General features: G+C 70.1%; 11 protein-coding genes. 8 read left to right on the top strand and 3 right to left on the bottom strand.

The genetic code is table 11. The features are described 5' to 3' along the window. The first annotated feature begins 110 nt into the window (after window positions 1-110). The gene (locus ACIB24_RS10680; RefSeq protein WP_398279383.1) at window positions 111-1124 is read left to right on the top strand and encodes a magnesium transporter CorA family protein; all 1014 of its coding nucleotides are present in this window, start codon (window positions 111-113) and stop codon (window positions 1122-1124) included. A gap of 4 nt (window positions 1125-1128) precedes the next feature. On the opposite strand, the gene ACIB24_RS10675 is transcribed toward ACIB24_RS10680, so the two are convergent. Continuing rightward, window positions 1129-1782: a TetR/AcrR family transcriptional regulator gene (locus ACIB24_RS10675; RefSeq protein WP_398279380.1), complete on the bottom strand. Its 654-nt coding sequence runs from the start codon at window positions 1780-1782 to the stop codon at window positions 1129-1131. 2 nt (window positions 1783-1784) lie between these two features. Then, the gene (locus tag ACIB24_RS10670) at window positions 1785-3335 is read right to left on the bottom strand and encodes a DHA2 family efflux MFS transporter permease subunit (RefSeq protein WP_398279377.1); all 1551 of its coding nucleotides are present in this window, start codon (window positions 3333-3335) and stop codon (window positions 1785-1787) included. A gap of 157 nt (window positions 3336-3492) precedes the next feature. Between ACIB24_RS10670 and ACIB24_RS10665 the strand changes: the two genes are divergently transcribed. Both ACIB24_RS10665 and ACIB24_RS10660 read left to right on the top strand, forming a co-directional pair. After that, on the top strand, window positions 3493-5022 hold the full coding sequence (locus tag ACIB24_RS10665) for a gluconokinase (RefSeq protein WP_398279374.1): 1530 nt from the start codon (window positions 3493-3495) through the stop codon (window positions 5020-5022). 19 nt (window positions 5023-5041) lie between these two features. Continuing rightward, window positions 5042-6430: a GntP family permease gene (locus ACIB24_RS10660; protein WP_398279371.1), complete on the top strand. Its 1389-nt coding sequence runs from the start codon at window positions 5042-5044 to the stop codon at window positions 6428-6430. Here the strand turns inward: ACIB24_RS10660 and ACIB24_RS10655 are convergent. Then, window positions 6427-6684, bottom strand: a complete 258-nt coding sequence (locus tag ACIB24_RS10655) for a DUF3072 domain-containing protein (RefSeq protein WP_398279368.1) — start codon at window positions 6682-6684, stop codon at window positions 6427-6429. The genes ACIB24_RS10660 and ACIB24_RS10655 overlap by 4 nt on opposite strands. A 228-nt stretch (window positions 6685-6912) precedes the next feature. Between ACIB24_RS10655 and ACIB24_RS10650 the strand changes: the two genes are divergently transcribed. The 5 genes from ACIB24_RS10650 to ACIB24_RS10630 all read left to right on the top strand — a co-directional run bounded on the left by ACIB24_RS10650 (window position 6913) and on the right by ACIB24_RS10630 (window position 12998). Next, window positions 6913-7905, top strand: coding sequence for an ABC transporter permease (locus ACIB24_RS10650; protein ID WP_398279365.1), 993 nt, complete (start codon window positions 6913-6915; stop codon window positions 7903-7905). 85 nt (window positions 7906-7990) lie between these two features. Beyond that, window positions 7991-9730 carry an ABC transporter substrate-binding protein gene (locus ACIB24_RS10645; RefSeq protein ID WP_398279362.1) on the top strand — a complete coding sequence of 580 codons (1740 nt, stop codon included), beginning with the start codon at window positions 7991-7993 and terminating at the stop codon, window positions 9728-9730. A 114-nt stretch (window positions 9731-9844) separates the two neighbouring features. Beyond that, window positions 9845-10855 (top strand): ABC transporter permease, encoded by a 1011-nt coding sequence (locus tag ACIB24_RS10640; protein ID WP_398279359.1) that lies wholly within the window; start codon window positions 9845-9847, stop codon window positions 10853-10855. Further along, the gene (locus ACIB24_RS10635) at window positions 10855-11931 is read left to right on the top strand and encodes an ABC transporter ATP-binding protein (protein ID WP_398279356.1); all 1077 of its coding nucleotides are present in this window, start codon (window positions 10855-10857) and stop codon (window positions 11929-11931) included. The genes ACIB24_RS10640 and ACIB24_RS10635 overlap by 1 nt, the downstream gene beginning before the upstream one ends. Further along, window positions 11928-12998 carry an ABC transporter ATP-binding protein gene (locus ACIB24_RS10630; RefSeq protein ID WP_398279353.1) on the top strand — a complete coding sequence of 357 codons (1071 nt, stop codon included), beginning with the start codon at window positions 11928-11930 and terminating at the stop codon, window positions 12996-12998. Before ACIB24_RS10635 ends, ACIB24_RS10630 begins: the two co-directional genes overlap by 4 nt. The last annotated feature ends 3 nt before the right edge of the window (window positions 12999-13001 follow it).

Genomic DNA, 13001 nt, shown 5'->3' with positions numbered 1-13001 from the left:
CACCACTGGCAAACCGGGGACCCTGTGCAGCGAGCGGACGGCCGCTCGCATGGTCGAGTGTACTCGAACCGGGCCCGCCGGATTCACCGGCCCGTGGCATCCTCGAGCCCGTGGAGATCCGCGTGATCGACGGCGAATCCGCCCGGTCGGCGCCGGAGTCCGACCTGGCCGGGTGGCTCGCCGCTGCGGGGGATGTCGAGGGGGATCCGGGTCGGGCCGCCGGGCTGCTGTGGGTCGATGTGCCGTGCGACGACCCGGAGGGCGAGCGCGTGCTGCGCGAGGTGTTCGAGTTCGACCCGCGGGCCGTGCGCGACTGCCTGCGGCGCAACCCGACGCCCAAGTTCCACATCTACGACGGCCGGCACGTGTTCATGGTGCTGCACGTGCCCTACCCGGGGGCGCAGGGCCACGTGCACTCGATCGAGCTGGACCTGTTCATCGGACCCGGGTACCTGGTCACCGTGCACGGGCCGCTGAACCCGAAGGTCGACCCCGGGGTCGCCCAGATCGAGGTGGACGCCGTGGCGCGGCGGCTCTCGGACGGCCGCTGGCTCCCGTCGTCGATCGACCAGCTGGTGCACGCCGTCGTGACCGGCCTGAACCGGCAGATGAACGCCCAGCTGGCCCAGTTGCGCTACGAGACGTGGGAACTCGAGCGCCAGGTGACGTCGGGGGCGCTCGGCGACCCGGAGGCGTTCCTGGAGGAGATGTTCAGCGTCCGGCTCGGGTTGCAGGCGATCCGGACGATGGCGGCCCTGAACCACACCGTCTACGCGCGGATGAGTCGCCTGCGGGTGCTCGGCGACGAGGCCCGGTTCACGGTCAAGGACTCGCTCGACCAGTTCGAGCGGGTGATGGCCTCGGCCGACATCCAGACCGAGTACCTGCAGGGCGTGATCGAGTTCTACCAGACCCGGATCAACACGAAGATGACCGTGGCCGCCGAGCGGCTCGCGGTCATCGCGGCGGTCACGCTGCCGGTGACGGCGCTGTCCTCGATCATGGGCATGAACGTGATCGTCAACGACAGCACACACTGGGGCGAGCTGATCGTGCTGCTCGCCGTGATGCTGACGATGTCGGCCGTGCTGCTCGTCTGGGCCCGTCGTCAGGGTTGGTGGTAGCTGCCTACCCCTGGTTGAAGGCGACCGTCAGTTGCTCGACCGACAGCGGCGTCGAGGGCAGCGGGGCGTCGTCGGCCCGCCCGCTCAGGCCCGCCCACAGGACGGCGAACTGCCGGCGCCACTGCTCGGGCGCCAGGTCGGCGGTGATCGAGCCCGCGCTGGTGACCATGAAGACGGCCAGCATCACGTCGGCCAGTTGGACGTCGGGCCGCAGCGACCCCTCCTGCTTGGCCCGCTCGATGACCCGGTTCAGCACGGGCACGATCGTCGCCTGGTGCTCACCCATCCGGGCCGCGCAGTCGGCCTGGCTGAACATGAGCTCCTTGAGACCTCGGTCGCGCACGTGGTTCTCGATCAGGGTCTCGATCAACCGCCGGAGCCCGGCCCCGGCGTCGCGGGTGGCCTCGCACTCCTCGACCAGCGTGACCATGGCGTCGAGGTGAGCCTCGAAGAGAGCCAGCAGCAGGTCGTCGCGGTGGGGGAACCGCCGGTAGACGGTGCCCACCCCCACGCCGGCCTCGCGGGCGATCTCGTCGAAGCCCGCCTCGAGCCCCGAGCGCGCGTACACCACGGCGGCCGCCGCGAGGATCCGGCGCCGATTGCGTTCGGCGTCGGCCCGCAGCGGCCGCGCGGCGGCCGTATCGAGCGTGTCGGTCAAGGTCAGCCCATCATCGCCGCGTTGACCTCGGCCTGGGCCTCGGCGTCCAGCGGCTCCGGCTTCGACCTGGGCAGCAGGATCGCGGCCACCACGATGGCGATGGCCACGAACGCGACGGCCCAGATGAAGGTGTTGCCGAAGGCGTTGGCCAGCAGCGGGTCGATCACCTTGCGGACGTTCTCGGGCAGCGAGGCCGTGTCGCCGATGTTGGCGCTGCCGGAGGCGCCGGGCACGGTGGCGAACTGGGACACGATCTGACGGGTCAGGATGACCGACAGCACCGCGGTGCCGAAGGACGCGCTGACCTGCTGCACGATGTTGAGAGTCGTGCTGGCAGAGGGGATGTCGGCGTGCTTGAGGGTCTGCATGGCCCCCGAGAACGTCGGCATCATGCTGAAGCCCATGCCCAGGCCCATGACGAACAGCAGCCCGCCGAAGGCCCAGTACGACGTGTCCGCGGCCAGCTGGGTCAGACCGATGAACGACGCCAGGACGGCGAGCAGCCCGAACGGCACGATCCGGCCGATGCCGGTGCGGTCGGCCAGGGTGCCGGCGATCGGCATCGCGATCATGGCGCCCAGACCCTGCGGGGCCAGCAGCAGGCCGGTCGACAGCGCCGTCTCCCCGCGGACGGTCTGCAGGTACAGCGGGGCCAGCAGCATGCCGCCGAACACCGACACGATCAGCAGCGCGAGCGTGATGTTCGAGGCCGCGAACACGCGGTTCTTGTAGAGCCGCAGGTTGACCAGCGGCTCCTCGGCGGTGAGGGCGTGGGCGATGAAGAGACCGAAGACCACGACGCCGGCGACGATCGGGACCAGCACCTTGGCGTGGCCGAAGCCACCCTCGGTGGCCGACTCCGCGAGGCCGTAGATGATCGCGGCCAGGCCGGGGGACAGCAGCAGGACGCCGAGCCAGTCGAGGCGGTGCTCCGGCGACGGGGTGTCGGCGGGCAGGACGCGGATTGCCGAGACGATGGCCGCGGCGGCGATCGGGACGTTGATGAAGAAGATCCAGCGCCAGCTCACGGCGTCGACGAGCCAGCCGCCGAGGATCGGGCCGAGCACCGGGCCCAGCAGCATCGGGATGCCGATGACGGCCATGACGCGCCCGAGCCGCTGCGGGCCCGCCTTGCGGGTCAGGATCATCATGCCGATGGGCATGATCAGCCCGCCGCCGAAGCCCTGCAGCACCCGGAAGAGGATGAGCTGCCAGTCGTTCTGGGCGAGGCCCGAGAGCACCGAACCGACCGCGAACAGCGCGATGGAGGTCATGTACACGCGCTTGGTGCCGAACCGTTCGGCGGTCCAGGCGCTCAGCGGGATGACGGTGGCCAGGGCCAGGGTGTAGCCGGTCGCGACCCACTGGATCGTCGACAGCGGCGACGAGAACTCCTGGGAGAGAGTCTTGATCGCGACGTTCACGACGGTGACGTCGAGGATGGACATGATCGCGCCGAGGACGACGACACCGGCCACGGCCAGTACGTCGCGGGTCAGCCCCTCGTCTACGGCGGGTGCCTCCGGCGTGGCCGGGGCAGGCGTTTCTGACATTTCGCTCCTCGGTAGAGGTGTCCGCGCCGATGGGGCGGGCCTCGGGATGTACGGTCGTCGTCGACCTGTAACCACCCTAGACCAAAGCGGAAAGACTTTTCCACTTTACTGTCGCCTGCACGGGTCAACTTCCCTCGGCGCCGTTACTGTTCCCGGTATGGCCTCGGGCGCCGACCTCGTGATCGGTGTCGACATCGGCACCACCAGCACCAAGGCGGTCGCCTTCGACACCGGTGGGGCACCGCACGGTTCGCACGGCGTCGAATACCCGCTGCACGAGCCCCATCCGGGGCATGCTGAGCAGGATCCGGAGGAGATCCTGGCCGCCGTCCTGGAGTGCGTGCGCACGGTGGCGGAACCGCTGGCGGGCCGGGTGGCCGGGCTGTCGTTCAGCTCCGCCATGCACAGCCTGATCGGGCTCGACCCCGACGGCGTGCCGCTGACCCCCTCGATCACGTGGGCCGACTCGCGGGCGGTCGCCCAGGCCGAGCGGATCCGCGCGTCCGCCGGTGGCCTGGCCCTGCACCGGCGCACCGGGACGCCGGTCCACCCGATGGCGCCGCTGGCCAAGCTCGTCTGGTTCCACGAGCAGGAGCCGAAACTGGCCGAGCGGGTGGGCCATTGGGTGCAGATCAAGGACTACGTGCTGAGCCGGCTGTGCGAGGCGCTCGTCGTCGACCGGTCCCTGGCCTCGGGCAGCGGCCTGATGAACATCGGGACGCTGGCCTGGGACGACGAGGCCCTCGCCCTCGCCGGGGTGCACGCCGAACAACTCCCGGAGCTCGTCCCCACGACGCACGTACTGCCCGGACTCGGTGCCGAGGCCGCGCAGGCGACCGGGCTCCCGGCGTCCACCCCGGTCGTGGTCGGCGCCGGTGACGGCCCGCTCGCGAACCTCGGCCTGGGTGCCGTCCGGCCGGGCGTCGCCGCGTGTTCGATCGGGACCAGCGGAGCCATCCGCGTGATGGTCGAGCGGGCGGGCGTCGACCCCCTCGGCGGGGTCTTCTGCTACGCCCTGACCGACGACCGGTGGACCGTCGGCGGCGCGATCAACAACGGTGGCAACGTGCTCGGCTGGACCGGCGAGTGCCTGGCCCCCGACCTCGGCGAGCACCCGGAGGAGGAGCTGCTCGCGCTGGCCGCGACCGCGCCGCCCGGGTCGGGAGGGTTGATCATGCTGCCCTACCTGCTCTCCGAGCGGGCCCCGCACTGGAGCGCCCTGCCGCGCGGCGCCTACGTCGGGCTGACCAGCGAGCACCGGCGCCCCCACCTGGTCCGGGCCGCGCTCGAGGGTGTGTGCCAGCAGCTCGCCCTGGTGCTCGGTTCCATCCGGGCGGCCGGCATCGACATCCGGGCCGTGCGGGCCACGGGCGGGTTCGCCCGCAGCCCGCTGTGGCGGCAGATGCTGGCCGACAGCCTGGGGATGCCGGTCGAGTTCCCGGCCGGTCACGAGGGCTCGAGCTTCGGGGCCGCCCTGCTCGGCCTGCAGGCCCTCGGGATGCTCGAAAGCATTGATGCCGCAGCGGAACTCGTGCAGATCCAGGACGTCGTCCAGCCCGACCCCGCAGCCCGGGCCGTCTACGCCGCACTCCAACCCACGTTCGCCGAGCTCTACCAGGCGCTGGTCCCCGCCTTCACCACGTTGCGTCGGCTGGCGCCGTCCCTGCCCCTGGGGGACCCTCGCTAGCAGAGCCCCTGGAGGAGTCATGAACGTGCTCGCCGCCGACGCGCCGGCCTCCGGCAACACGCAGCTCCTGACCGCCGCCCTGCTGGGCATCGCGGTGGTCGTCCTGCTCATCACGTGGGCCAAGGTCCACCCCTTCCTGGCCCTCATCCTGGGGGCCGCGGTGCTCGGTCTGGTGGCGGGTTTCTCGCCCGAGGAGACGATCGACAGCTTCACGGGCGGGGTGGGGACGACGGTCGGCGGCGTGGGGCTGCTCATCGCGCTGGGCGCGATGATCGGCGGGCTGCTCGCCGAGTCCGGTGGGGCGGACCGCATCGTCGACGCGGTGGTGGGCCGGTTCGCCGGTCATGCGCTGCCGTGGGCGATGGCCGGGGTGGCCGCCCTGATCGGGTTGCCGCTGTTCTTCGAGGTCGGGGTCGTGCTGCTCGTCCCCGTCGTGCTGCTCGTCGCGACCCGGACCGGCCTCCCCGTCCTGGCGATCGGCATCCCGGCCCTCGCCGGCCTGTCCGTGCTGCACGGGCTGGTCCCGCCGCACCCCGGGCCGCTGGCCGCGATCGACGCGCTGAACGCCGACCTGGGCCTGACGCTGCTGTTCGGCCTGATCGTCGCGGTGCCGACCGTCGTGCTGGCCGGGCCGGTGTTCGGCGGCCTCGTCTCGCGCTACGTGCACACCGAGGTGCCTGCGGCCCTGGTGCCCGGCCGCGACCAGCAGGAGCGCGCCGAGGGGGCCGACGGTGTCGACCGGCGTCCCGGGGTGGCCGCCGCAGTCCTGGCCATCCTCCTGCCGGTCGTCCTCATGCTGCTGCGGGCGATCGCGGAACTGACACTGCCGGAAGACGATTCGGTCCGCAAGGCGCTCGAGGTGGCCGGTGAGCCGGTGGTGGCCCTGCTGGCCGGGGTGCTGGTCGCGATGGTGACGCTCGGCTACGCGACCGGGCGCAGCCGGGCCGAGGTGTCGGCCACGCTCGGCGGGGCGTTGCCCGCGATCGCCGGGATCCTCCTGATCGTCGGCGCCGGCGGCGGGTTCAAGCAGGTGCTGGTCGACGCCGGGGTGGCCCAGGTCATCACCGACTGGGCCTCGGGCGCGAACCTCTCGGCCCTCGTGCTGGCCTGGCTGGCGGCGGTCGGCATCCGCGTGGCCACCGGGTCGGCCACCGTGGCCACCATCACGGCCGCCGGCATCGTGTCGCCGCTGGCGCAGAACCTGGACAAGCCGGAGGTGGCCCTCATGGTGCTGGCCGTCGGCTCCGGGTCGCTGTTCTTCTCGCACGTCAACGACGCCGGGTTCTGGCTGGTCAAGGAGTACTTCGGGATGACCGTGGGGCAGACCCTGAAGACCTGGTCGGTGATGGAGACCATCATCTCCGTGGTGGGCCTCGCCGGGGTGCTGCTGCTGAACCTGGTGGTCTAGCTCGTCGAGCCGTCCGTGCCCCGGCCGGTCTCCTGCTGGAGCCGGTCGATGAGCTCGGAGGCCTGGGCCTTGGTCAGCTCGTCCGGGATCTGCTCATCGGCCTCGCGGGCCAACGTCGCCAGGTAACTCAGCTGCGGCCCCGTGGCCGGTTCGTCCCCGGTCACCCACTCCTCGACCGGCTTGCTGGCGTCGGCGCCGGTCGGGCCGGCGGTGGCGGGGGCGGACGGGCTGTCGAGGCCGGGTTCCTCACTCATGCGGCGACGCTACGTCGGGCCGGCGCAGGGTGCATGACGACCGGTCATGTTCCGGGACGGTTCCGAGCCTGTTCCGACACTGTTCCGGTCCACCCACAACTCGATCACGAAACGGCCACAGACCGCGGATTTCGTCATTTACCCGCTTGTTCGGATGGTCAAAGCGTGGCCGCAGGTTTACTGTCCAACAAATTCGCGTGGTGCGCCTGGGTCGAGAGGAGGCTGCGGATGAGTGCCCCGCTTGATCTTTCCGGCAGTGCCGCCGAGGCCCAGCCGGAGGCCGTGGTCACCGGCGGCGTGCCGGTCACGGGCCGGTCGCTCGGACAGATCGCCTGGATGCGGCTGAAACGGGACCGGGTCGCCCTCACGGGCGGCGCCGTCGTCCTGTTCCTGGTCCTGGTGGCGGTCTTCGCGCCGCTGATCGTGGCCCTGCTGGGCCACCCCCCGAACGAGTTCCACCAGGACCAGGTGAGCCCCGACCTGCAGATCGCCACCGGCCCGTTCGGCGGGGTGAGCAAGGACTTCCTGTTCGGGGTCGAGCCGATCAACGGCCGTGACCTGTTCAGCCGGGTCGTCTACGGCGCGCGGATCTCGATGATCATCGGGGTGTTCTCGACGCTCTTGTCGGTGGTCATCGGGGGCACGCTCGGGGTCACGGCCGGGTACTTCGGCGGCTGGGTCGACACGGTGCTCAGTCGGCTGATGGACCTCTTCCTCGCCTTCCCGATCCTGATCTTCTCGATCGCGATCGCCGGGGTGGCGCCCGACCGGGCCTTCGGGGTCTCCGGCGACGCCCTGCGGGTCCTGCTGCTGATCTTCATCATCGGGTTCTTCCAGTGGCCCTACATCGGCCGCATCATCCGGGGCCAGACCCTCTCCCTGCGCGAGCGGGAGTTCGTCGACGCGGCACGGTGCCTCGGCGCCTCGGACGCGCGCATCCTGCGCGCCGAGCTGCTGCCCAACCTGTTCGCGCCGATCCTCGTCTACTTCACGCTGCTCATCCCCACGAACATCCTGTTCGAGGCGGCCCTGAGCTTCCTCAACGTCGGCATCCGGCCGCCCACGGCGACCTGGGGGCAGATGCTCTCGGACGCCACGCAGTGGTACCAGTCCGACCCGTGGTTCATGGTCGTGCCGGGCACGGCGATCTTCATCACCGTGCTGGCCTTCAACCTGTTCGGTGACGGCCTGCGCGACGCGCTGGACCCGCGGGGCGGCTGACCGCCGTCCCTCGAAGCTTTCTGCCCAGTTCCCGACACGACGAGGGTTCCGACCTCGTCTGAGAAGAAAGTGGTGGTGGATTCTGATGATCCGTAGGCGCTCAGCTGTGGCCGTCGCGGCTGCGGCCGCCGCGAGCCTCGTGCTCGCCGCGTGCGGCGGGGGCTCCAGCGGGGGAGGGTCGTCCTCCACGGAGCTCAAGCAGAACGCAGGCCTCAACGCTCTCGTCAACCCGTCCGACGCCAAGGGCGGCACGATGCGCATCGCCCAGTCCGGTGACTGGGACTCGCTGGACCCGGGCAACATGTACTACGCGTTCGCGTGGAACTTCGCCCGCCTCTACACCCGCAGCCTGACGACGTTCTCGCCCGAGCCCGGCCCGCCCAAGGTGGTCCCGGACCTGGCCGAGTCGCTCGGCAAGTCGAGCGACGACGGCAAGACCTGGACGTACACGCTGCGCCAGGGCGTCAAGTTCGAGGACGGCACGCCCGTCACCTCGAAGGACGTCAAGTACGGCGTCGAGCGCTCGATGGACAAGACGACGTTCCCCAACGGGCCGACGTACTTCAACGACTGGCTGGCGCTGGGCAGCTACAAGAACGCCTACGACAGCAAGGGCAAGACCGACCCGGCCATCGAGACGCCTGACGACCGGACGATCATCTTCCACCTGAAGAAGGCCTACACGGGCTTCGACTTCTTCGGGACGATCCCGGCGACGGCCCCGGTGCCGGCCGACAAGGACACGGGCAGCAAGTACCAGGAGCACGTCGTCTCCAGCGGCCCGTACATGTTCAAGACGTACAGCGCCGGTAAGGGCTTCACCCTCGTCCGGAACCCGAACTGGGACCAGGCGACCGACCCGATCCGCAAGGCGCTGCCGGACGGCTACGACGTCAGCGTCAACGTGAACGCCGACGACGTCGACAACCGGCTGCTGGCCGGGGACCTCGACATGGACGTGGCGGGCGCCGGTGTCCAGCCGGCCGCGCAGGCGAAGATCCTGGCCAACAAGGACCTGACGGCCAACACGGACATCATCCCGGAGACGCGGCTCAACTACCTGACGCTGCACGACACGGTGAAGCCGTTCGACAACATCAACTGCCGCAAGGCGATCGAGTACGGCGTCAGCCGGCAGAGCTACTACCGGGCCTACGGCGGCAAGACCGGTGGCGAGATCGCCACCAACATCACGCCGCCGAACATCGCGGGCGCCAAGTCCTTCGACCTGTACCCGCGGGCCAACAACGGCGCCGACGTGGCCAAGGCCAAGGAGGCACTGGCCGCCTGCGGTCAGCCCAACGGCTTCTCGACGACCATGGCCTACCGCGGTGAGCGGCCGAAGGAGAAGGCCGTCGCTCAGGCGGTCCAGCAGGACCTCGCGGCCATCGGCGTGAAGGTCACCCTGAAGACGTACCCGGCGGCCGACTACTTCGCTCTCTACGCCGGCAACAACGCCTTCGTGAAGAACAACAAGATCGGCCTCAACACGATGGCGTGGGGTGCGGACTGGCCCGACGGCTTCGGCTTCCTGAGCCAGATCGTCGACCCGCGGGTCATCCGCCCGGCCGGTAACACCAACCTCGGTGTCACCGACCCGGCCGTGGCCACGGCGATCGACAAGGCGCTCACCGCGCCGGACCTCGCGGCCCAGCAGGCCGCCTGGGTCGAGGTCGACCGCAAGACCATGGAGGGCGCCTACATCGTGCCCGGGTCGTGGGGCTCTGCCCTGTACTACCGGCCGACCAACGTCACCAACGTGTTCGGTCCGGGTGGTTACGGGATGTACGACTACCTGAACATGGGTCTGAAGAGCGCGTCCTGACGGACGTTCTCGACCCGTAACAGGTAGGCCGACCACGGTGGTCGGGGTGGTGCTCGCGGGCGCCACCCCGACCACCCGGTGTCGGCGTGGGCCAGGCAAGGGAGGTGGGTAGGCGTGCTCGCGTACATCGTGCGACGACTGATCGGCGCGGTCCTCGTGCTCCTCGTCATCACGGCGATGGTGTTCATCATCTTCTACGAGGTGCCGAAGCTGGGCGGCGCCTCGTCCAACGACCTGGCCGCCCGCTACGTCGGCAAGAGCGCCACGCAGGAGCAGATCGAGGCCGCGGCCGAGAAGCTGGGTCTCAACGACCCGATCTACGTGCAGTACGGCAACTTCCTCAAGGGCCTGTTCGCCGGCGAGGACTACGACACCGGCGTGGGCACCGACCACTGCTCGGCGCCCTGCCTCGGCTACTCCTTCCAGACCCAGCAACCGGTCCTGCCCGACCTGATGAGCCGGCTACCGGTCACCTTCTCGCTGGCCATCGGTGCGGCCGTGATCTGGTTGACCCTGGGCGTGGGCACCGGCGTCCTGTCGGCGCTGCGCAAGGGCACCGTCTTCGACCGGGCGGCCATGGGCGTCGCGCTGGCGGGCGTCTCCCTGCCCATCTTCTTCACCGGCCTGCTGTCGCTGTCGGTGCTCAGCTACCGGTTCGGCTGGTTCCCCGGCGGCGGGAGTTACACCCCGTTCCACGAGAACCCCCTGAATTGGGCCTACGACCTGTTCCTGCCCTGGGTCACGCTGGCGTTCCTGTACGCCGCGCTGTACGCCCGGCTGACCCGCGCCGGCGTCCTGGAGACCATGAACGAGGACTACATCCGCACGGCCCGCGCCAAGGGGCTGCCGGAGAAGACGGTCATCGGCAAGCACGTGATGCGCTCGGTCCTGACGCCGGTCCTGACGACGTTCGGTCTCGACATCGGTGTCCTGCTCGGTGGCGCGGTGCTGACCGAAACCACGTATTCGCTACCGGGTCTCGGGTCGTACACGGTGCAGGCGCTGGGCCACAACGACCTGCCCAAGCTGCTGGGGGTCACCCTGCTGCTGGCCATCTTCGTGGTGTTCGCCAACCTGATCGTCGACGTGCTCTACGCCGTCGTCGACCCGAGAGTGAGGCTCTGATGGCCGAACCGGTCCTGGAGGAGATCCCGCCGTTGTCCGGTGGCCGGGCCTATCTCGAGGTCGAGGACCTGAAGGTCCACTTCCCCACGGACGACGGTCTGGTGCGCTCGGTCGACGGTGTGAGCTTCCGGGTGGAGCGCGGCCGCACCCTGGGCATCGTCGGTGAGTCCGGTTCGGGCAAGAGCGTCACCAGCCTGGCCGTGATGGGACTGCACGGGGCCGGCTCGCGCGGCGGGCGGGCCCAGGTCAGCGGCGAGATCTGGCTGGACGGCGAGCAGCTGGTCGGGGCCGACCCCGAGCGGGTGCGGACGCTGCGCGGCCAGAAGATGGCGATGATCTTCCAGGACCCGCTGTCCTCCCTGCACCCCTTCTACCGGGTCGGGGCCCAGATCGTGGAGGCCTACCGGATCCACAACGACGTCTCGAAGGCCGAGGCCCGGCTGCGGGCCATCGAGCTGTTGGACCGGGTCGGCATCCCCGAGCCGCAGAAGCGGGTCGACGGCTTCCCGCACGAGTTCTCGGGCGGGATGCGCCAGCGCGTGATGATCGCGATGGCCCTGGCCTGCAACCCGCAGCTGCTGATCGCCGACGAACCGACCACGGCGCTCGACGTCACCGTGCAGGCCCAGATCCTCGACCTGCTGCGCAGCCTGCAGGCGGAGTTCAACTCCGCGATCGTCATCATCACCCACGACCTCGGTGTGGTGGCCGAGCTGGCTCACGACGTGATGGTCATGTACGCCGGCCGGGCCGTCGAGCAGGCCTCGGTCGAACAGATCTTCGCCCGCCCCGAGCACCCCTACACGTGGGGCCTGCTCAGCTCCATGCCGCGGCTGGACCGGGCCCGCCAGGAACGCCTGATCCCCGTGAAAGGCGCTCCGCCGAGCCTGATCTCGCTCCCGCCCGGGTGCTCTTTCAGTCCTCGCTGCCCCTATGAGCCGCGCACGAACGGAAAGGCCACGCAGTCGATGCCGGAGTTGCGTCCGACCACCGAGCCGGGGCACCTGGTGCGCTGCCACCTCCCGGCGGCCGAGCGGCAGGAGATCTGGCGCGAGGAGGTGCAGCCGTCGTTATGAGCGAAACCACCCAGTCGCCCACCCAGGCGCCCGCGCAGCCGGGTGAGGAGCTGATCCGCGTCGAGGGGCTGCGCCGGTACTTCCCGGTGCGCGGCGGCCTGTTCGGCCGGGTCCGGGGCAACGTCCAGGCCGTCGACGGCCTCGACTTCTCCGTGTACTCCGGCGAGACCCTCGGCGTGGTGGGGGAGTCGGGCTGCGGCAAGACGACCACCGGCCGGCTGCTGGTGCGGCTCGACGAGCCGACCGAGGGCACCATCCACCTCAACGGCCAGGACATCACGCACCTGTCGCAGGCCAAGCTGCGGCCGCTGCGCCGCGACGTCCAGATGATCTTCCAGGACCCGTTCTCGTCGCTGAACCCGCGGCACACGGTCGGCACGATCATCGGGGCGGCGTTCCGGCTCCACCACCTGGCCGAGCCGTCGCAGATCAAGCCCAAGGTGCAGGAGCTGCTCGAACTCGTGGGCCTCAGCCCCGAGCACTACAACCGCTACCCGCACGAGTTCTCCGGCGGTCAGCGGCAGCGCATCGGCATCGCCCGGGCGTTGGCGCTGCGGCCGAAGCTGATCATCGCCGACGAGCCGGTCTCCGCGCTCGACGTCTCCGTGCAGGCCCAGGTGATCAACCTGCTGGAGGACCTGCAGGACGAGTTCGGCCTCACGTACGTCGTGATCGCGCACGACCTGTCGGTGGTCCGGCACATCAGCGACCGGGTCGCCGTCATGTACCTGGGGAAGATCGTCGAGCTGGCCGACCAGGCCGACCTGTACGAGCGGCCGATGCACCCGTACACCAACGCTCTCCTGTCGGCCGTGCCCGCCCCCGACCCGGACATCGCGAACCGACGCGAGCGGATCCGGCTGAACGGCGACGTCCCGAGCCCGCTGAACCCGCCGCCCGCGTGCCGGTTCCACACCCGCTGCTGGAAGGCGCAGGAGATCTGCCGGACGACGGAGCCGCCGCTGGCAAGTGTCCCGGGAGCCCCCGAGACCCAGCTCGTGGCCTGCCATTTTCCGGAGAACGCGCCCGCCGGCATCGAGGTCGCCCCCCCGGCGGTCGCAAAGTAGCGC

It is taken from the genome of Spongisporangium articulatum (genome assembly GCF_044465595.1).
GTDB lineage: Bacteria > Actinomycetota > Actinomycetes > Actinomycetales > Kineosporiaceae > Spongisporangium > Spongisporangium articulatum.
The sequence above is the reverse complement of the archived record's forward strand: the minus strand, read 5'-3'. Positions and strand labels throughout refer to the sequence as shown.